Below are 18,313 nucleotides of genomic sequence, written 5' to 3'. Positions count from 1 at the left end.
AGAGTGGTTGGGCTCCAGGCTCCCGTTCAATAGTCGAAGGTCAGTCCGGCATTCACCTGTGATGGCGCGATGGTGAGTCGCGGCTGTCTGCTCTCAGGGCAGAGCCGTCGGGCGGTTCTGGGAACTCCACTCGTTCATCCCACCTTGCATGCTTGCAACGGTGAACCCTGCGTCTTCCAGCGTCTGGGCGGCGGTCAGGCTTCGCTTGCCGCTGCGACAGACGGTGATCGTCTCACGCGCCGGATCAAGTTCGGCCAGACGCGCACCCAGCTGTCCGAGCGGAATATGGAAGGCCCCAGGGATCATGCCGCCCGTGACTTCCGAGTCTTCTCGCACGTCAACAAACTGGGCTGTTCCCAGACGATCGAAGGCCGCCGAGGGTGCAACTTCCTGCATAGTGAACTCCTAAGTTCCAAGTATGGCTCGTCGTGGGTCTACATCCGGATCTGAGAGGTACTCAGCCCAGAGCCAGTGATCTGTCACAACTTCCTCGCCACGATGACCAGGTCTTCAAGCATCGCGTCTTCACCGTGCGGTCCGACCACGTTTCGGTGGCGAACCTCGCCCACCTCTACTTCCCAGGCCTTCCGCGGCTCCAGTGCGGCCAGGTCACCGCCGAGGGTCGGCATCTCCGCGGGTCCGTGGTTGTGCTCTGCCCACGGGGGCGCTGTGGCGTGGGAGACCAGGACGAGGTGCCCGCCGACCGAGACCCGGTCGGCGGCGGCACGAAGAATCTTCCGCCGGTCGAGTGCCACCGGGGACTGCAGGAAGGAGGCGGTGATCAGATCGAAAGGCCCCTCCGGCATACCCTCGGGCAGATTCGCGGCCAGGAACTCCGCGCTGCCGCCCCCGAGCCCTTCTTGCTCCGCGTGTGTCCGCGCCCGCAGGACGGCGGTCTCCGAGATGTCGACGCCGAAGGCCTGCCAACCCTGTTTCGCGAGCCAGAGGACATCGCCGCCCTCTCCACAGCCCAGGTCCAAGGCGCGTCCGGCAGGCAGATCAGCGACCAACGAGCTCATGGTCGCATTGACGCGACCGGACCAGACCCGGTCCGAGTCGGCATAGCGGGTCTCCCAGAAGTCTCTCGGGTTGTCATCACTCACGGTAGGACCTCTCGTCTGTCGACATCGTCACGGTCGGTCTTCAAATGGATCCCCCTCGCCCGCATAGTCTTCCGCAGAACCTGGCACTTCGGTGACCAGGAGGATCTGCGTCCCCGTGTCGACGACGCTGGCGCCAGTCTCCGTGAACGCGAGCGGAATGGCAGTTGCACCATCCTCAAGCGGATCGTAGACCCGGGCGGTGTTGCCGGTGACCACGTTGTAGATGTCCAGGTCCTCTCCGTCTGCAAGGAGATAGGCCATCACTCCGCCCACGCCGAGAAGTGTGGGTTCTGCTTCGAGGTCCACGGACCAGAGTTCCCCGCCTGCGGAGTCGAATCCGGCGAGTTCATCCTCGCGGATCGCGACCCAGGTCTCGGACATCGCATCGAACATCGCGTCATCCAGGCCGCCGCTGAGGGGCTCGCCGTCGGTGAGGTCCCATAGGTCAAAACCATCCTCCGATGAGCCGATGAGGGCGCTGCCAGGGGGAAGCCGGTTCGTCGCCGGACTGACCGGGACTTCCCCTTCAGCGGCGGTCGCGGCGCTCGGTGACGCCGCGCGCCACAGCTCGCCGGAACGTCCGCTGGCGAAGGCGGCGAGCTCTCCATCGTCGGCGATGACCGTCGTTCCGAAGAACTCCCCGATGACCTCGGCGCCCTCCGGGCTGCGTTCTCCGGTGGCGGCGTCCAGGGCGACTCGCTGTCCGGTGCCGCCCAGTGGTTCGTCACCGCGTTCGGCAAAGACCAGCCCAGGGCCTTGATGCGGTCCGGGGACCTCCACTGGACCCCAGACTTCCTCCCCGGTGTTCAAGTCATAGGCCGTCGCGGTGGTGGTCCCGAATGAATCACCAGACCCGGTCGGGTCGGCGAGATCGGTGAGCACCGCGAGAGAACGGTCACCCGCGCTCGTCAGGGCGAAGCCGGAGCAGCTCAACGGGCGTTCTGCGGTCCACAGCACGGTCCCATCGGCGGACACGGCGCTGAACACCAGTCTGCCGTCCTGCTCGCCGGGGGCGAGAAAGACGCCGTCGTGAACCTGCGGGGGAGTGTCCCACTGGGGATCCACACTGACGAGACCTGTCAGGCTCACTGGGAGGTGGATGGCGTCAAGGTCAGCTTCCTCGGCCGATGACTGCACCTGGACTGGGTCTGCATCGATGTCGACCGGCGGCGCCGCTGGGTCATGCTCCACGGAGGCTTCCTGGTTCGGTTCAGTCGAACAGGCTCCCAGGGTCAGTGCGAGGACACCGAGGAGTGCAGCTGCCCGAGGCTGTGGGCGACCACGGTGACCGGCGCTCATCGCAGTGTCTCCTTCCGGGTGTCTGGAGCGCGCTCCTGAGCGCGGACGCTGGAGCGACGGTTCACCGCCCAGACGAGAAGGATGGCTGCTGAGATCCCGAGGATCAGAAGGATGTCTGCCACCGGCCCGGAGACCGAGGAGCTCATCGCCTGCAGCCACCCCTGGGTTTCACTGGGGACCAGGGAGGGCGCGGTCACCAGGCCGTTGGTGGTCCAGAACAGGACTCCGACGCCGGCGATCAGGGCACCTGCGATCACGGAGGTGGTGTGGAGCTGACGCCCGAGCACGGTGAAGCCACGTCCGCGGATGAACCTCATCGAACGGGTGCCGATGCGTCCCCAGAGTGCGGCAAGAATGATCAAGGGCACCACCATTCCGGCGCCGTAGACGGCGAGCATGAGACCCGCCAGCGGGACGCTTCCCTGAGCCACAGCCAGGGTGAGGATCGCTCCCAGGATCGGTCCGGCGCAGAAGCCTGCCACGCCGCTCGCAGCGCCGAGCAGGAAGGTGCGGACCAGACCTTTTCTGGTGTGGGCCTGCTGCTGCAGCCGCTGAGTCCCTGGCAGCGCCTTGGAGAAGTCGAAGCCCAGGCCGACCATCTGGGCCAGACCCAGGAGGATGAGGATCACCGAGGTCCCCACGATCAGCGCCTGACGGTGGTCGATGAACAGGGTGCCGACCGCGCCCAGTCCCAGTCCCAGCGGGACCAGCGTGAGGATGAGGCCCAGGTAGAAGATAGACCCGTGGACCAGCAGCTTGAGTCGTGCTCCGACGGTGGAGGCGAAGAACGCTGGCAGCAACAAGGCGCTGCACGGGCTCAACAGCGCCAGCATTCCTCCGAGGAATGCGGTGACCAGGCTGATCTCCATCAGCGGTCCTGTGCCAGTGCGTCATCGACGGCGGTGACGAAGACCTCGGTGGGCTGGGCGCCGATGATCGGTTCCCCCGCCACGATGAAGGCCGGTGTGGAGTACGCTCCGATGTCGAGGCCCTCCTGCGCATTGGCGGCGATCTGCTCGGTGACCTCAGGGGAGTTCATGTCCTCTTGGAACTGCGCGGTATCGAGTCCCGCCTGCTCGGCGAGATCCAGCAGACCCTCATCGGTGAGCCCGGACTCGGGAAGCGTCTCCCCATCTGCGAAGAGCAGCCCGTGGTATTCGGTGAATGCGTCCTGCATCGCCGCTGCGTAGGTGGCCCGGGCCGCGCGTTCGGAGGCTTCGCCGAAGACGTTGACGTCGCGCCACTCGATGCGCAGATCGCCCTCCTCGACGTACTCCATCATCGTGGGCAGCGTCTGGTCGTGCCAGGCCGCGCAGAAGGGGCACTGGGCGTCGGTGAACATCACGATCGCCACTGGAGCGTCCGCGGGACCGACCGCCAGAAGGTCCTCGGGATCTCGGCGTTCGATGTCGCTCATATCTGACTGCTCAGGCTGGGCGCCTTCCTCAGGCACGGCGACCGGCCCCTGACCTTGGGACTCGCCTTCCACACCACCCTGTTCCATGCCATCCTGCGTCGACTCAGGAGTGTCGTCGCCGATGCTCTGCCAGATCACGAAGCCGATGAGCGCGGCGGCGATGATGATCACGAACAGCGGCAGCAGGGTGTTCTTTCTTGAGCGGGTTTTCGGTTCTGCGGGCAAGGGGTGGGACATCGTGGCCTTTCAAGGACGGACAATCTACTACGGACCATAGTAACTACGAAACATAGTAACTATGCAAGATAGTCGATCTGCGGCATAGTGGTCCCATGACTTCCCTCTCGATCCGACTTGCCCGCTGGAAGGCGTCCACCGCGCTCGCGGTCCAGGCCCTGCGCTCCTGGACGCCCCGGCAGATCATCATTGCCGCGATCGCCGCCGTCGTCGTCGGCCTGCTGGTGGGAGTCGCGACCGTGCTGATTCCCAACTCGTTCTTCGCTCGGGAGATCCCGCCGGTGTGGTGGAACTACCCGGTGTGGATTCTGACCTCGGTGCTCAGCGGCATGCTCATGGCCACCTATGTGCGGGCGTCGAGCCCGGTGGAGTCCGGGTCGGAGGATGATCCGGCGACCGCCGAGGCGCAGGACGGCATCTCGCCCGCCGAGGATCGGCGCAGCAGCCGTTTCGGAATGATCGGCATGGTGCTGGCCTGGTTCGCAGTGGGCTGCCCGGTCTGCAACAAGATCGCGCTCGTCGCCCTCGGATACTCTGGAGCCATCACCTACTTCACACCGCTCCAGCCGATTCTCGCGCTCGGCGCCATGCTGCTCACCGGCGTCGCGCTGATCTGGCGACTCAAGGGGCAGGTCGCCTGCACCGTGCGCCCGCGGAAGGACCTGGTCAACACATGAGCGAAGAACGCCCGCCCGGGACGCCCGCCGAACGACTCGGCCCCTTGGAGCAGCAGGTCATGGACCTGCTCTGGGACCACTCCGGGCACACCGTCCGTGAGGTCATGGACCAGCTGCCCAGCCGCCCGGCCTACACCACCATCGCCACCGTGATGGGCAACCTCGAACGCAAAGCTCTGGTGGCGCCGACCCGCGTGGGACGCTCCGTGCGCTACCTCCCGCAGCGGACCCGCGAGGAACACACCGCAGGCCTGATGCGCCACGCACTGGGCGTCAGCAGAGACCGAACCGCCTCCATCCTGCATTTCGTGGACACCATGCCGGACGAGGAGCGAGATCTGCTGCGCGCCTATCTCGCTGGTGAGAATTCCCAGGACTCACCGTGAACCCCCTGCTGCTCTCCCTGCTCATGGTCTTCGCGGTGCTCGCCGCAGCCGTGCTGGGTCGTCCGCTGATCCGCGCCGCGGCACCGGCGCTGATCCGGTTCCCACGCCTGGCTGTGCTGGGTCTCGGGGCGAGCCTGGTGCTCTGGCTGACATCGGTGATGGCGGCTGGACTGTTCCTGGCCTGGGCGCTGACCGGACCCAGCCCGCTGCCCGCCCCGGTTGCGGAGGTCTGCCAGCGCTGCCTGGAGGCGTCGAACCCCTTCTCCACCGGCTTTGCGATGGAGACCGGCATCCCCACAGCCGCGTTCCTCTTCGCGCCCGCTGCTGCGGTGCTGCTCGTCGCGGCACTGGGTCTGCGGGCTGCGGCCAAGCGGAAGTCCTTGCTGCGCGAGACCTGCCGCTCCCTGCTGCCAGTGGGACGACGCCAGGTCATCGACGGTCATCTGGTCACCGTGGTCGAAGATCCCCACCCCTCGGCGTTCGCGCTGGGCAGGGACCGCTGGGGCATCGTCGTCTCCACGGGCCTGCTCGCGGCGCTGAACGATCAGGAGCTGCGCGCTGTCCTCGCCCACGAGGCGGCGCATCTGCGTGAACGCCACCACCTGGTCCTGGACTTCATCGGCAGCATCACCGGACCCCTGCGCTGGGTGCCCTTCGCGGGCGCCATCGCGGACGCGGTGCCGCACTACCTGGAGGTCTCGGCGGACAACGCGGCCCAGCGCCGCGCAGGCACCCGGGCGCTCGCCTCGGCCCTGCTGGTCATGGGGGAGGCGAGCAGCGCCCAGCGCACCGCCAGCAGCCAGACAGGAGCGCAGCGCATGATGCTGGCAGCGGGACCGGAGCGCGTGCGCCAGCTGATCTCCCCGGTGAGCCCCCGCCAGGGGATACTGGGGGCGGTCGCGATGACCGCGATCATGGCGGTGCTGATCGTCACCAGCGCCACCGCCCACGGCGCCGCGCTGGCCGCCGTCGTCTCGGGATGCGTCATCTGAGAACCGAAAACGTGCCGACCCCGCCAGGGGTCGGTGAACTGTGAGTCGAAGGAGCAGGCCATGAGCTACACCCACACCACGACCGTCCCGATGCCCTATACCCAGGCGGTGGAGGCCACCCGCGCGGCACTGGCCGAGCAGGGCTTCGGGATCCTCACCGAGATCGACGTCAAAGCCACCTTCACCAAGAAGCTCGGCGCCGAGTCCGGTGAGGCGGTCGGAGACTACATCATCCTGGGCGCCTGCAACCCCACGCTGGCCAGCAAGGCGCTGGCGGCAGAGCCCGAGCTCGGGGCGCTGCTGCCCTGCAACGTGGTGGTCCGCCGCGGCGCCACCGAGGACCACGCGACCATCGACGCGATCGACCCGCAGACCATGGTCCAGCTCAGCGACTCAGCCGCGGTCCGAGAGGTGGCCGAGGACGCTGAGCAGCGCCTGCGCGCAGCCTTGGACGCGATCAGCGCCGCCGCGAAGGACTGAACGCAGAAACTGACCGCAGGAGTGGTCGCAGGGCTCAGCCTCGCCGTGGGCTGAGCTCCGCGCCCTGACTGCTGCGAGGACGCGTGGTGGAATACCAGCCGGCAAAGAGCAGCACCAGCAGGCTGATGTCCACGGCGTCTCCGCCGTAGTACATCAGCTGCGCGCCGGCCTGCGCGTCACCGGGTGCCACACCCTCGGGCGGGTGCGCATAGAGCCACTTGGCCAGGATGGAATGCGCCGCGATGAACAGGATCAGCACTGTCGACCGCATCGGCATCGACGCCCGGTGCGGGTCCGGATCGACGCCCACCAGCGAGGCTGTGAACACATAGCCGGCCACGAAGATGTGCAGATGCACCAGCGCATAGGCCACCGGGGAGAAGTGCATGACCTGGAACAGGTCCGTGGTGTAGAGCAGCCAGAGTCCGCCCGCGTTCAGCACGCCCGCGACCACCGGATGGGTGAGCACCCGCACGCCGGGACTGCGCAGGACCCGGGTCAACCCTCGGGCGGCATGCACCGGAAGCGCGCGCAGGGCGAGGGTGACCGGTGCGCTGAAGACCAGAAGCAGCGGGGCGATCATGCCCAGCAGCAGGTGCCCGGCCATATGCGCGGTGAAGCTGGTGTGCGCCGCGGTGGCGACAGGCCCGAGCAGCCCGGTGGCCGCGCAGCCCAGCCCGAGGTAGAACAACACGCTGCGGTGCAACGGCCAGGGAGTACGTCGGCGGGAGGCCCAGAGTGCCGCGGCATGACCCAGCGCCGCGGTGAGCAGCATGAGAACGACGACGACGTCGAGCGCGGCCCAGACCGAGGGGTCCGCCGGCGCGAGACCCGTCGGAGCACCGAGGTGATCCTCCTGGTGACCCATCAGCGGCTCATCGGCTTGTCCGTCCCGACGTTCAGGCCGGGACCGCGGCTGGACGGGTGCGGCGCAGCATGACCAGACCGATCACCAGCAGCACCACCGCGGAGCCGATCCAGGTCAGGTCATAGACGAACAGGTCCACCCCGTAGCGGATCTGGTGGATCCCGAGCAGCTTGTGGAAGACCACCCCGTCGAACAGCTGGAACGCTCCCACCCCGGCAAGCACCGCCCCGGCCCAGCGCTTCCACGCGACCTCGGTCCGGCGTCGCACATCGGCGAGCAAGAACAGGCCCCAGACGGTGATGAACCAGCCGAAGGCGTGGAAGAAGCCATCGGCAGTCAGGGCCACCTCCGTGGTGGAGAGGTCGTAGAAGTGATGCCACTGCAGCGCCAGGTGAAAGATGAACAGGTCGATGATCGAGGCCGCGATCCCGGACCCGAACAGCACCCCCGAGAGCACCGTTCGCCGGTCCAGCTGCGCCTTCGGATCTGTACTCACAGGGCCCAGCCTAGACCTCCACGTCACCTGGGTTCTACGACGATCGCGGCCGCCGAAGCGGGAGAACGTCTGACGGGCTGGCGGATGATGGTGCGCAGCTTCTCAGGCGCGACCCTGCGCGGGTCGCTGAGATAGACCTCGTGGTGCTTACCCGTGGGTTCAAGACCATGGCTCGGCATGAATTCGCTGTGCATCGGTTCGATGGTCCTGGGCTCCTCATCGAAGGGGCCCACGTGCAGGGTCTGTACGCAGTGGCCCTCGGTGAGGGCCTCCAGGCGGACGGCGTCCAGGCGTGCGGGGGAGGACCTCGCCCGGACCGCGGTGACCGCATGGGCGAACATCTCTTGGTCGATCCACTCAGGAACCAGGAGCATCAGCGTCCACTGCCACTTCGACTTGTCCCGCGCGCTGGTGAACACCGACATGTCCTCGGCCCACCACAGGCCTTCCAGCGGCGGGACCACATAGTCTCTCTCAAGCTCGCGCTTGCTGGAGAACTTCAGCGCAAAGGCCAGCGGATACAGCGCCTCCAGCGAGCCCGCGTACTCGGGCGAGGTGTTCGGGTCACCGTGGCCGTCGATCATCAGGTACTGCATCTCGGGCAGCTCGAGGACCTGGTGCATTCCGGGCCTGGCCCGATAGCTGGGCAGCGTCTTCTTGAAGTCGATCTTCTCGGTCATGACGGCTGTCGGGTTGACCACACGGCGAGACCGATGAGCGCAGGCTGGTAGGAGAGCCGCACCAGGTGTCTGCGGGAAGCCAGAAGTGCCGTGCCCAGTCCGATCCCGACCAAGCCGGATGCCGGGCCGGTGGTGCATGCGATGGAAGCCATGGGATCAGATTAGCGCCGGTGCCAGCTGCCTGGGAATCGACTCAGGCTCCAGCGTCGTCGTCCTTCTGGTCTGCGAAGTCGGACTGATCCGGCACACGGGCCGCGGCGATTCCGGTGTCCCACCCGGGAGCGTCTCCCCCCTCCGGCGGAGCGAGCCGACCGGCATCGATTCCGGAGGACTGGAGGAGCCAGGAGATCAGCGAGTTGGAGTTCCACATGTCTCCGATCCCATAGATGTCGCGCCCCCAGGTCAGCTGCGGGGTCGTGGGGATTCGTCCGATCAGCGCGTCGACTTCGCCGGGAGCGAGCAGGAAGCGAACCGGCGGGCCGATCGCCCAGTCTCGATCGGGTATGGATCCGCCCTTCCAGCATCGGATCTCATAACGAAAGAAGCGGGAGGCGCCCAACCAACGGATACCGACAGGCCCCTGGCCCACCACGCCGCGAGGTCCGGAGGGCTGGCCCCATACCGGAGTCATCTCGATTACGTACTTGCTGGTGCCGTCGAACACCTCGAGCGCGGCATGGAACAACCGACAGGCTCGACGGCGGGCCCTGAGCGCGCGCAGCGACTCCCACCACCTGCTTGTATGGACGACGACGTGCCCACCGGCGCCTACCGGAATCCACCACAGGTCGAGGTGAGGGCCGGTCATGGCCGGACGGGCCCTGTGGTCAGGCTCCGTGACGAGAGCGCCATATCTGTAGGATAAACGTCCCCACAGCACCCGCTCCAGAGCCCGGTTCGCCGAATCCGAAACCGGGTGCCCTGCGCCGCCGCCCCTGGTCGCAGCCAGGTCGCGGGGAAGGCGTGGCGTGTGAACATCCACGGTGGGTGGGCCCTGTCGGGATCGAACCGACGACAACCGCGGTGTAAACGCGGTGCTCTACCAGCTGAGCTAAAGGCCCGTGCCCAGTCACCGCCGTGACGGCGCGATCTGGTGCAGCAAGAAGTGTAGCAACCTGTGCGTGAGGCTCAGGACCGCCCGCGGGACTGGTTCAGCCGGGTCTGCTCGGCGGCGTAGAGCGCCGCCCCGACGATACCGGCGTTGTTCTGCAGCGCGGCGACCTCGACCTTCGCCCGCAGGTCCTTGATCTCGGGCAGGAAATCCTCGCTGCGCTTGGAGATCCCCCCGCCGATGATGAACAGCTCGGGCGACTGCAGCCGCTCCACATGCTTGAGGAACCGGTTCAGCAGCTGGCCGTATTCATCCCAGGGCATGTCGGTGCGCTCACGCGCCGCGGCGGAGGCCTTCTTCTCCGCCACCTCGCCCTCGAACTCCAGGTGACCCATCTCGCTGTTGGGGACCAGCACGCCGTCGTGCACCAGGGCTGACCCGATGCCGGTGCCCAGGGTGATCGTCATGACCGTGCCCTCGAGCCCCTTGCCCGCGCCGTAGCGGGCCTCGGCGAGACCGGCGCCGTCGGCGTCGTTCAGGGTGTGGATCTGCCCGGGCAGGTGGCGCAGCAGCTTCGCGGCGTCGGTGTTGATCCAGGACTGATCGATGTTCGCCGCAGAGAGCACGATGTTCTTGTCCACGATCGCCGGGAACAGCACGCCGACGGACAGCTCTTCCAGCGCCGGGGCCTTCTCCCGGCTGAGCAGCTCATCGAGGATCTGACCGATCACCTCGGCCACCGCCTCCGGGGTCGCAGGCTTCGGGGTCGGGATCCGGAACCGTTCACCGGTCAGGGTGCCCTTGTGCAGGTTGACCAGACCGCCCTTGATCCCGGTGCCGCCCACATCGATGCCGATGGCCCGCTTGGGAAGATCCGTGATGGTCTCGCTGGCGGAACCGAGGGACTGGGCAGCCAGTGGCTGCTCGTGAGAAGAGCTCATAGTGGTGCAGTATCTCCGTGCTGTGGGGGAGGGGACCGGACTCAGGAGCCCGAAGGCAGCGTGAGGATCTCGGCGCCGTCATCGGTGACGACCAGAGTGTGCTCGAACTGCGCGGTGCGCTTCCGGTCGCGGGTCACGGCTGTCCAGCCGTCCTCCCACATGTCCCAGTGGCGCGTGCCCAGGGTGAGCATCGGTTCGATGGTGAACACCATTCCCGGCTCCATCAGGCGCGCGTGGTCCGGTGCCGCATCGAAGTGCGGGATCACCAGGCCGGTGTGGAACGCCTTGCCCACGCCGTGGCCGATGAACTCGCGTACGACACCATAGCCGAAACGCCTCGCATAGGACTCGATGGCGCGACCGATCACATTGATCGGCCGGCCCGGCTTCACCGCCCGGATGGCACGCATCATCGCTTCCTCGGTGCGTTCGACCAGCAGCCGGGTCTCCTCATCGACCTCGCCGACGAAGATCGTGCGGTTGTGGTCCCCGTGCACGCCGTCGATATAGGCGGTGATGTCGAGGTTCACGATGTCACCCTCGGCGAGCACTGTGGAATCCGGGATGCCGTGGCAGATGACCTCGTTGACCGAGGTGCAGATGGCCTTGGGGAACCCGCGGTAGGACAGGCAGGACGGGTAGGCCCCACGGTCGGTCAGGTACTGGTGCGCGTAGGCGTCAAGCTCCTCGGTGGTGACCCCGGGGCGGATCAGCTCGGAGGTCGCGACCATGGCGTCGGCGGCGAGTTGGGCCGCCCGTCGGATCCGCTCGACGGTCTCGGCGTCGTAGACGTCTTCACCGGTGTACTCCGGCGGGGCCTCGAGGCCCACGTAGTTGGGCCGATCGATGTGCGCCGGGACCGGACGTTGAGGGGACACCGTGCCCTTGGTGAGCGTGCCCACGGGGGCACGGGAAGACAGGGGAGCGGACTGCGGGGTAGCCATGAGGTTCATCCTATCGGTCTGCTGCTGCCCGGGGCTCGGGCTGCAGCTGGGGTCGCGGCCGCAGCTGCAGCGCCAGCGCCAGCGCCGCGATGCCCACGATCACGCTGATCGCAACCGGCAGCGAGGACCCCTGGGTCATCACTCCGATGGCCGGGGAGAGGCTGAGCATCACCGCGCGCATCGCCCAGCTGATCCAGGTCACCCCGCTGTGCGCGGGCAGTCCCGGCACCCGGTCCGCCCGGGCGAAGGCCAGCGGCACGGTCACCGCGCAGCCCAGACCGGCCACTGCCAAGCCGACCAGGGTCAGCGCGACTCCCGGTGCCCAGGCGGCGCCGAGCAGACCGATGATCACCGCCGAGAGGCTCAGGATCAGCGAGGTCCGTTCCCCGAGCCGGTCGATCACCCGGTCACCGATCATCCGCCCGATGAACTGGGCGGCAAGCAGCACGGTGAGTCCGACGCCGGCCGAGGCCGCGTCCAGGCCGCGTTCGGTCGAGAGCAGCACGGCGGACCAGTTGTTGCCCACGTCTTCGACCGAGATCCCGGCCAGCGCGATCAGCGCAAGCGGCAGCAGGATCTTGACTGTGGACCACCCGGAGGGCCTGACCGGGGGCTCGGCGTCCTCCGGTTCCGCGTCAGGTTCGGGCATGAACGCGCGTGCTGAGAGGGTCATCGCGGCCACACAGATCAGCGCCCACACCGCCATATGGGTGGCCAGCGGCACGCCGAGCACCGCGGCCAGGATCCCGACGGCGCCGCCGAGAGCAGCGCCGATGCTCCAGCCCGCGTGCATCGAGTTCAACAGCGACCGTCGATACGCCGTCTGGACACGCAGCCCCTGGGAGTTCTGCGACACATCCACCGCGGCATCGCCGAAGCCCGTGATCAGCAGGCCCGCCACCACCACCCAGGGGTTGCCCAGCGCCACCCCGGCCGCGGCGAGGGTCAGTCCACCGCCCATCAAGAGGGTGCCGAAGCTCGCGGTGCGCGCGACTCCGAGCCACCGGTTGATCACCCCGGGCATGTGCAGCGCCAGTGCGCCGCCCAGCCCGAAGCCCACCACCACGAGTCCAAAGATCGCCGGGCTCAGCTCCAGTGCGTCCTTGACCTCGGCGTAGCGGGCCAACAGCGAGGCAGGGAGGGCCCCATTGGTGGCGAAGGCGGCCATTGTCGCGGCCCGGCTGCGCCGCAGGGAGGGGGCGCGCCGTCGTCGTGCTGATCCGGAGGTCGCCGTCGGCGGGGTGCTCTCGTGCATGGGCAGAAGTCTGACACGCTGCCGCCGCGCTGAACTTCAGGATGTGTCAGCCGAGGCCGGGGCGTATTCTGGGGCCATGAGCACCGAATACTGGTTCAACGTCCGCACCGGCCAGGTCGAGGAGGGCGCGCAGTCCTCCTGGAGTCAGCTGCTGGGCCCCTATCCCACTCGCGAAGCCGCCTCCGAGGCGCTCAAACGCGTGCAGGAGAACAACGAGGCTTGGGATGAAGAGACCGAGAAGCACGAGAAGCGCTGACCGTCAGAACTGACCGCCGACGCCGGCCCTCGATCCACCTGGGTGGCCAGCTCGGCGGGCAGCATCTCCGGTCGATCTGAGTCGTCACCATGCGCCCCGGAGACTGCAGCTGTCTGTGGTGCTCCAAGAGACCCCGGGGCGCATGTTCTGACGTCGATGGTTCGGTCCTGGGTCGGCGGCTCAGGTGAACTTAGGTGCGCGCCGCTGCTTGCTCTGCGCCTCGAACGCGGCAGCGATCCGGAAGCCGGACGCCTCATCATACGGGCGGGTTACGAGCTCGATGCCGGCGGGGATGCCGTCCTCGGTGAATCCTGCTGGCACTGTCACCGACGGCAGAAGCGCCTGGGAGGCGATCAGTGTGTTCGTCGGGAAGCTCAGCACGGTCCACTCATCGCGTTCTGTGTTTGAGGGCGCAGGAACTCGAGTTACCGGGTAGGTGAGTGCATCCAGTGAATTCTGTGCCATCACGTCCAGAATCACCCGCGTGAACTCCTCCCGCACGACGAAGCGGCGGGAGTAGTCTGGGTCGTCTTCGGGCTGTTCAGGGCCTTCGACAAGTGCTTCGAGCAAGTCAAGCTGCTTGTGGTACCTGCCCTCAGCGACGATGTCCGCGATCCGCAGGTGGTTGAGTGGCTCACGCTCCCGCAGATAGACGTCGACGTCGTGGCGCGAACACGCCACGTACTGACTGGTGTCGATCAGATAGTCCATGAGATTGGGAATCTGGACGTCGACGACCTCGGCCCCAGCGTCCTCCAGATCCTCGACCGCTTTCCGCATGAGCAGATTCATGGCTGCTCCGCGCGGATCAGATTCGTCACCCAGAGCGTTGGTGACCAGTCCCACCCGCGCATTCTGCATGCCACCGTTCACCGACTCCAGGTAGGAGGTCGGCGGATTCCCGACTGTCGCGGAGACGGAGAAGGGGTCGCCGTTGTCATAGCCCGCCATAGCGTCGAAGATCGCGACCGCGTCTTGAACCGACCGTGCAAGCGGCCCGACGGTGTCTTGGAAAGCGACGAGGAATCCGGTGCCGGTGCGTGGTACGACCCCTGGAGTGGAACGTATGCCAACGAGATTGCAGAAGGAGGCCGGGATTCGGACTGATCCGCCACAGTCGGTTCCGAGTCCGGCGACAGCCAGGTTGGCCGCGACCGCTGCCGCAGATCCAGCACTGGAACCGCCAGGATCGTGATCCAGGGCGTATGGATTCTTGGTCTCGCCGCTGACCGAAGAGTAGGACCACCAGGAGGTTGCGAAGTCTGGAAGGGTGGATTTCGAGAGGATGACAGCCCCAGCCTCTCTCAACCTGGCAACAGCGACAGCGTCTTTCTCGGGACGGAAGCCCAAGAGGGCCTCGCTTCCACACGTCGTATCCATCTCCGCAGTATCGATGTTGTCCTTCACCACAATGACAACTCCGTGCAGCGGACCTGCAAGGGTATTCGTGCTTCTCAGGTGTTCGTCGAGCTCTTCGGCCCGAGTGAGGGCGAAATCATTGGTGGTGATGATCGAGTTCAGGCTTGGTCCAGAACGGTCAATCGCTTCTATCTGGTCTAAGTAGTGCCGTACGACATCTTGGACCTTGATATCCCCTGAGGAGTAAGCATCGAGCAGTTGAGGAATTGAGATTTCGTGCAGCGAGAAAGAATCTTCCGTGGACATCGATCGGGCTCCTTAGAAGTGGGAAGTGTCGCGAGTGCGTCGTCGAGGTGCAGGCGAGGATGAGACTCTCTGCCCCATGTGAGGTCTAGCACACCACCCAACAGCCTACCCAGGACGCGGTTGTTTCTTCGCAGAGGAGTGCCGATGGCTGTCCGGTGCACGCCACGAGTCTAGGATCAGGAGTCCCGTGGGGAGCGGGCAGGTGGAGCTCGCGGGTAGGCTCCCAAGGAGCTCTGGAAAGGAGGCTGTGATGACCGGAACTATAGATCTCAACGTAGACGGTGGAGAAAGTCTTGGACGATGGCGACTGGGAGCGGACGAGGCCCTGGCCCCGCTGGTCTCTTCTCTGAATGTCGCCTGCGGCTGGCATGCTGGCGACGCGGGGACTATGGCAGCTTCTGTTCGACTGGCGAAGCACCACGGCTTGGCGCTCGGATCCCACCCTGGCTTCCCGGACCTGATCGGGTTCGGCCGTCGCGAAATGGCGTTCTCGCCAGACGATGCCGCGCAGGCGGTCCTCTACCAGACGGGTGCACTGCGAGCTTTCGCTGATCAGCAGGGAGTAGCGCTGGCCCACGTCAAGGCCCACGGAAGTCTCTATGGGTTACTGATGAGGGATGACAATGTGTCGGACGCCGTCGCTGATGCGATTGGCGAGATGGATTCCACGTTGATCCAATTTCTCCCGGCTGGCCACGCGGCCGATCGACAGCGCAGACGGGGCCACCGGGTCGCGGCAGAGGCTTTCGCGGACTTGGAGTACGCCGATGATGGGCGGATAGTCATAGACCCGGAGAATCGTCGCAGGGATCCTGAATGGTGCGCCGAGCAGGTCCAAGCAATCCTCGGCGGGCATGTTCGTACCGCAGATGGCTCAGTGATGCCCATTCAGGCAGACACTGTCTGCCTCCACTCGGATCGACCAGGAGCCGAGGCAAACGCCCACGCTGTGACCAGGACAGTCGCTGCTCTGGGGATCGCTGTGCGTCCCCCAAGTCCGTGAAGCTGGCCCGTTCTCATATGCCCTTGCCGTGATGCCGCAGCAAGGAGGTCACCGTATCGGGCAGCTGTGTGCCGAGCCTCGTCAGGCCCTGACTCTCTATGCGGCGAACTGATTGATGATCTTCCGATAGAGATTCGTCTAGACCTGTTAGAACTTCACGAGGCAAACTCAACGGTAAAGCCATTCAGATACGTCTTTTTAATCGATCTTGGATAACCTTCATCATGATTCGATAAATGCCATCTGATGGGAGTTCTGCACTTCGGAGGAATTCGCCTCTGCGCACGAGCGGGTGGCCCTAATCCTCGAAGCTGTGCTCCGGCGCCGGGAAGCTTCCGGCGCTGACGTCCTTGCGGTACGCCGCAGCCGCCTCGGTCACCACCTCGCGCAGGTTCGCGTACTGCTTCACGAAGCGCGGCACCCGACCCGAGCCCAGGCCTAGCATGTCCTGCCAGACCAGCACCTGACCGGTGGTGCCGTTGCCGGCACCGATGCCGATGGTGGGCACGCGCAGCGCTCGATCCACCTGGGTGGCCAGCTCGGCGGGCACCATCTCCATGAGCACACAGAACGCTCCGGCGGCCTCCAGCGCCAGTGCGTCATCGATCAGTGCCTGCGCGGTCTCCCCGCGACCCTGCACCCGGTACCCGCCGAGGGCATGCTCGGACTGCGGAGTGAAGCCGATATGGGCGATCACCGGGATCCCCGCGGCGACCATCGCGCGGACATGACCGGCCATCGCCGCGCCGCCCTCTACTTTCAGAGCCTGGGCGCCGGCTTCCTTCATGAACCGGACTCCCGTGGTCACCGCCTGCGCCGGGGAGCTCTCATAGCTGCCGAAGGGAACATCGGCGACCACCAGCGCGCGGTTGGCGCCGTTGACCACTGACTTGGTGAAGACCAGCATCTCTTCGACGGTGATCGGCAGCGTTGACGAGTGGCCCATCATCACGTTGGAGGCGGAGTCGCCCACCAGGAGCAGCTCGATCCCGGCCTCGTCGAAGATCGACGCGATCTGCGCGTCATAGGCGGTCAACATGGAGAATTTCTGGCCGGCATCCTTGAACTGCTGAAGGTGCACGGTGCGGACCCGTTTAGGGTTGATCGGCTCGGACATGTGATCAGGCTACCCAATTCCGCCCAGGCCCAGGCTTAGGAGCAGGAGGAGTTGGGTAGAGTGGTCCCGGCGACACCCACTGCATTTCAGGAGGCTTCAACGTATGGATCGACAGCAGGAATTCGTACTGCGCACCATCGAGGAGCGCGACGTCCGCTTCGTGCGCCTCTGGTTCACCGATGTGGTGGGCTCGCTGAAGTCCGTGGCGCTGGCTCCGGCCGAGGTCGAGGGAGTCTTCAACGAAGGGCTGGGCTTCGACGGCTCCTCGATCGAAGGACTCTCCCGGGTCTTCGAATCCGACATGCTGCTGCGCCCGGACCCCTCCTCCTTCCAGATCCTGCCCTGGCGCGGTGAGGAAGAGCCGACGTCGCGGATGTTCTGCGACATCCTCACGCCCGATCAGGAACCCGCCGCCGGGGATCCGCGCAACGTGCTCCGCCGCCAGCTCGACGTCGCCGGGGAGATGGGCTTCACCTGCTACACCCACCCCGAGGTCGAGTTCTACGTGCTCGAGTCCCAGAACCTCAACTCCGACGGCGAGCCGATCCCGGTGGACCGTGCCGGCTACTTCGACCACGTCACCGGCAGCGTCAGCCAGGACTTCCGCCGCCACACCGTCAACATGCTCGAAGCTGTGGGCATCTCGGTGGAGTTCAGCCACCACGAGGCCGGCCCGGGTCAGAATGAGATCGACCTGCGCTACGCCGACGCGTTGACCACCGCAGACAACATCATGACCTTCCGCACCGTGATCAAAGAAGTGGCGATCATGCAGGGCAAGTACGCAAGCTTCATGCCCAAGCCCTTCTCCGAGCACCCCGGCTCCGGCATGCATACCCACTTCGGGCTCTTCGAGGGCGACACCAACGCCTTCTTCGCCCCGAACACCGAGTACAACCTCTCCACCACCGCGCGGCAGTTCATCGCCGGGATCCTGCGCCACGCGCCGGAGTTCACCGCGGTGACCAACCAGTTCGTGAACTCCTACAAGCGCCTCTGGGGCGGGGGAGAAGCCCCCTCACACGTCTCCTGGGGACACAACAACCGCTCCGCCCTGGTCCGGGTGCCGCTGTACAAGCCCACCAAGGGCGGCTCCGCACGAGTGGAGTTCCGCGGGATCGACTCCGGCGCCAACCCCTACCTGGCCTACGCCGCCGTGCTCGGCGCCGGACTCAAGGGCATCCGCGAAGGCTACGAGCTGATGGAGCCGGTGGGTGAGGACGTGTGGTCGCTGACCACCTCCGAGCGCAAGGCCCTGGGCATCAAGCCGCTGCCGGGCACCCTGCACGAGGCGCTGCGCCAGATGGAAGACTCCGAGCTGATGGCCGAGATCCTCGGCGAGCAGGTGCTGGAGAACTTCCTGCGGAACAAGCAGCAGGAGTGGGACGAGTACCGGGTGAACGTCTCGCCCTTCGAGATCAAACGGTACCTCGGCCTGATCTGATC

At 66.1% G+C, this 18,313-nt stretch carries 21 protein-coding genes and 1 tRNA gene; 7 read left to right on the top strand and 15 right to left on the bottom strand.

The window, feature by feature from the left end:
* Positions 1–93 precede the first annotated feature (93 nt).
* From LSI54_RS09260 to LSI54_RS09240, 5 genes are all read right to left on the bottom strand, one after another.
* Positions 94–396: a rhodanese-like domain-containing protein gene (locus LSI54_RS09260; protein ID WP_241464642.1), complete on the bottom strand. Its 303-nt coding sequence runs from the start codon at positions 394–396 to the stop codon at positions 94–96.
* An 83-nt stretch (positions 397–479) separates the two neighbouring features.
* On the bottom strand, positions 480–1,103 hold the full coding sequence (locus tag LSI54_RS09255; RefSeq protein ID WP_241478215.1) for a class I SAM-dependent methyltransferase: 624 nt from the start codon (positions 1,101–1,103) through the stop codon (positions 480–482).
* A gap of 27 nt (positions 1,104–1,130) precedes the next feature.
* The gene (locus LSI54_RS09250) at positions 1,131–2,402 is read right to left on the bottom strand and encodes a hypothetical protein (RefSeq protein WP_241478214.1); all 1,272 of its coding nucleotides are present in this window, start codon (positions 2,400–2,402) and stop codon (positions 1,131–1,133) included.
* On the bottom strand, positions 2,399–3,271 hold the full coding sequence (locus tag LSI54_RS09245; RefSeq protein WP_241464645.1) for a cytochrome c biogenesis CcdA family protein: 873 nt from the start codon (positions 3,269–3,271) through the stop codon (positions 2,399–2,401). The genes LSI54_RS09250 and LSI54_RS09245 overlap by 4 nt, the downstream gene beginning before the upstream one ends.
* The gene (locus LSI54_RS09240) at positions 3,271–4,056 is read right to left on the bottom strand and encodes a DsbA family protein (protein WP_241478213.1); all 786 of its coding nucleotides are present in this window, start codon (positions 4,054–4,056) and stop codon (positions 3,271–3,273) included. The genes LSI54_RS09245 and LSI54_RS09240 overlap by 1 nt, the downstream gene beginning before the upstream one ends.
* Before the next feature lie 95 nt (positions 4,057–4,151).
* Here LSI54_RS09240 and LSI54_RS09235 point away from each other — a divergent pair, with 95 nt between their 5' ends.
* Genes LSI54_RS09235 through LSI54_RS09220 form a run of 4 tightly spaced genes read left to right on the top strand, consistent with a single transcriptional unit; the run spans position 4,152 to position 6,591 of the window.
* Complete coding sequence (locus tag LSI54_RS09235; protein ID WP_241469490.1) at positions 4,152–4,733, top strand: hypothetical protein; 582 nt, start codon at positions 4,152–4,154, stop codon at positions 4,731–4,733.
* Complete coding sequence (locus LSI54_RS09230) at positions 4,730–5,119, top strand: BlaI/MecI/CopY family transcriptional regulator (RefSeq protein WP_241464648.1); 390 nt, start codon at positions 4,730–4,732, stop codon at positions 5,117–5,119. The genes LSI54_RS09235 and LSI54_RS09230 overlap by 4 nt, the downstream gene beginning before the upstream one ends.
* A complete protein-coding gene (locus LSI54_RS09225; RefSeq protein ID WP_241478212.1) occupies positions 5,116–6,111 on the top strand; it encodes a M56 family metallopeptidase in 996 nt (331 codons plus the stop codon). Before LSI54_RS09230 ends, LSI54_RS09225 begins: the two co-directional genes overlap by 4 nt.
* Before the next feature lie 60 nt (positions 6,112–6,171).
* Positions 6,172–6,591, top strand: coding sequence for a DUF302 domain-containing protein (locus tag LSI54_RS09220; RefSeq protein WP_241469486.1), 420 nt, complete (start codon positions 6,172–6,174; stop codon positions 6,589–6,591).
* 34 nt (positions 6,592–6,625) lie between these two features.
* Here the strand turns inward: LSI54_RS09220 and LSI54_RS09215 are convergent, their stop codons facing one another.
* From LSI54_RS09215 to LSI54_RS09180, 8 genes are all read right to left on the bottom strand, one after another.
* Positions 6,626–7,459, bottom strand: coding sequence for a cytochrome c oxidase assembly protein (locus LSI54_RS09215; protein ID WP_241478211.1), 834 nt, complete (start codon positions 7,457–7,459; stop codon positions 6,626–6,628).
* Between the two features lie 31 nt (positions 7,460–7,490).
* A complete protein-coding gene (locus LSI54_RS09210) occupies positions 7,491–7,955 on the bottom strand; it encodes a DUF2243 domain-containing protein (protein WP_241464652.1) in 465 nt (154 codons plus the stop codon).
* Positions 7,956–7,978: 23 nt separating this feature from the next.
* Positions 7,979–8,635 (bottom strand): GyrI-like domain-containing protein, encoded by a 657-nt coding sequence (locus tag LSI54_RS09205; protein WP_241478210.1) that lies wholly within the window; start codon positions 8,633–8,635, stop codon positions 7,979–7,981.
* A gap of 193 nt (positions 8,636–8,828) precedes the next feature.
* On the bottom strand, positions 8,829–9,443 hold the full coding sequence (locus LSI54_RS09200; RefSeq protein WP_241464654.1) for a hypothetical protein: 615 nt from the start codon (positions 9,441–9,443) through the stop codon (positions 8,829–8,831).
* 180 nt (positions 9,444–9,623) lie between these two features.
* A tRNA-Val gene (locus tag LSI54_RS09195) sits at positions 9,624–9,696 on the bottom strand.
* 67 nt (positions 9,697–9,763) lie between these two features.
* Positions 9,764–10,627, bottom strand: coding sequence for a polyphosphate--glucose phosphotransferase (ppgK, locus tag LSI54_RS09190; RefSeq protein WP_241469471.1), 864 nt, complete (start codon positions 10,625–10,627; stop codon positions 9,764–9,766).
* A 41-nt stretch (positions 10,628–10,668) separates the two neighbouring features.
* Positions 10,669–11,571 (bottom strand): type I methionyl aminopeptidase, encoded by a 903-nt coding sequence (gene map, locus LSI54_RS09185; RefSeq protein WP_241478209.1) that lies wholly within the window; start codon positions 11,569–11,571, stop codon positions 10,669–10,671.
* Positions 11,572–11,581: 10 nt separating this feature from the next.
* A complete protein-coding gene (locus LSI54_RS09180) occupies positions 11,582–12,826 on the bottom strand; it encodes an MFS transporter (protein WP_241478208.1) in 1,245 nt (414 codons plus the stop codon).
* Positions 12,827–12,902: 76 nt separating this feature from the next.
* Between LSI54_RS09180 and LSI54_RS09175 the strand changes: the two genes are divergently transcribed.
* Complete coding sequence (locus LSI54_RS09175) at positions 12,903–13,082, top strand: SPOR domain-containing protein (RefSeq protein WP_241464658.1); 180 nt, start codon at positions 12,903–12,905, stop codon at positions 13,080–13,082.
* 180 nt (positions 13,083–13,262) lie between these two features.
* Here LSI54_RS09175 and LSI54_RS09170 read toward each other — a convergent pair whose 3' ends face one another.
* Positions 13,263–14,747, bottom strand: a complete 1,485-nt coding sequence (locus tag LSI54_RS09170; RefSeq protein ID WP_241464659.1) for an amidase — start codon at positions 14,745–14,747, stop codon at positions 13,263–13,265.
* Between the two features lie 250 nt (positions 14,748–14,997).
* Between LSI54_RS09170 and LSI54_RS13285 the strand changes: the two genes are divergently transcribed.
* The gene (locus LSI54_RS13285) at positions 14,998–15,750 is read left to right on the top strand and encodes a LamB/YcsF family protein (RefSeq protein WP_446740426.1); all 753 of its coding nucleotides are present in this window, start codon (positions 14,998–15,000) and stop codon (positions 15,748–15,750) included.
* A 298-nt stretch (positions 15,751–16,048) separates the two neighbouring features.
* Here LSI54_RS13285 and panB read toward each other — a convergent pair whose 3' ends face one another.
* Positions 16,049–16,867 carry a 3-methyl-2-oxobutanoate hydroxymethyltransferase gene (panB, locus tag LSI54_RS09160; RefSeq protein WP_241464661.1) on the bottom strand — a complete coding sequence of 273 codons (819 nt, stop codon included), beginning with the start codon at positions 16,865–16,867 and terminating at the stop codon, positions 16,049–16,051.
* A gap of 103 nt (positions 16,868–16,970) precedes the next feature.
* On the opposite strand from panB, the gene glnA reads away from it, so the two are divergent.
* Complete coding sequence (gene glnA, locus LSI54_RS09155; protein ID WP_241464662.1) at positions 16,971–18,311, top strand: type I glutamate--ammonia ligase; 1,341 nt, start codon at positions 16,971–16,973, stop codon at positions 18,309–18,311.
* Positions 18,312–18,313 lie beyond the last annotated feature (2 nt).

The sequence above is a fragment of the Nesterenkonia sp. AY15 genome, from assembly GCF_022565855.1.
Taxonomy (GTDB): domain Bacteria; phylum Actinomycetota; class Actinomycetes; order Actinomycetales; family Micrococcaceae; genus Nesterenkonia.
This window is presented reverse-complemented; position numbering and strand designations above follow the sequence as displayed.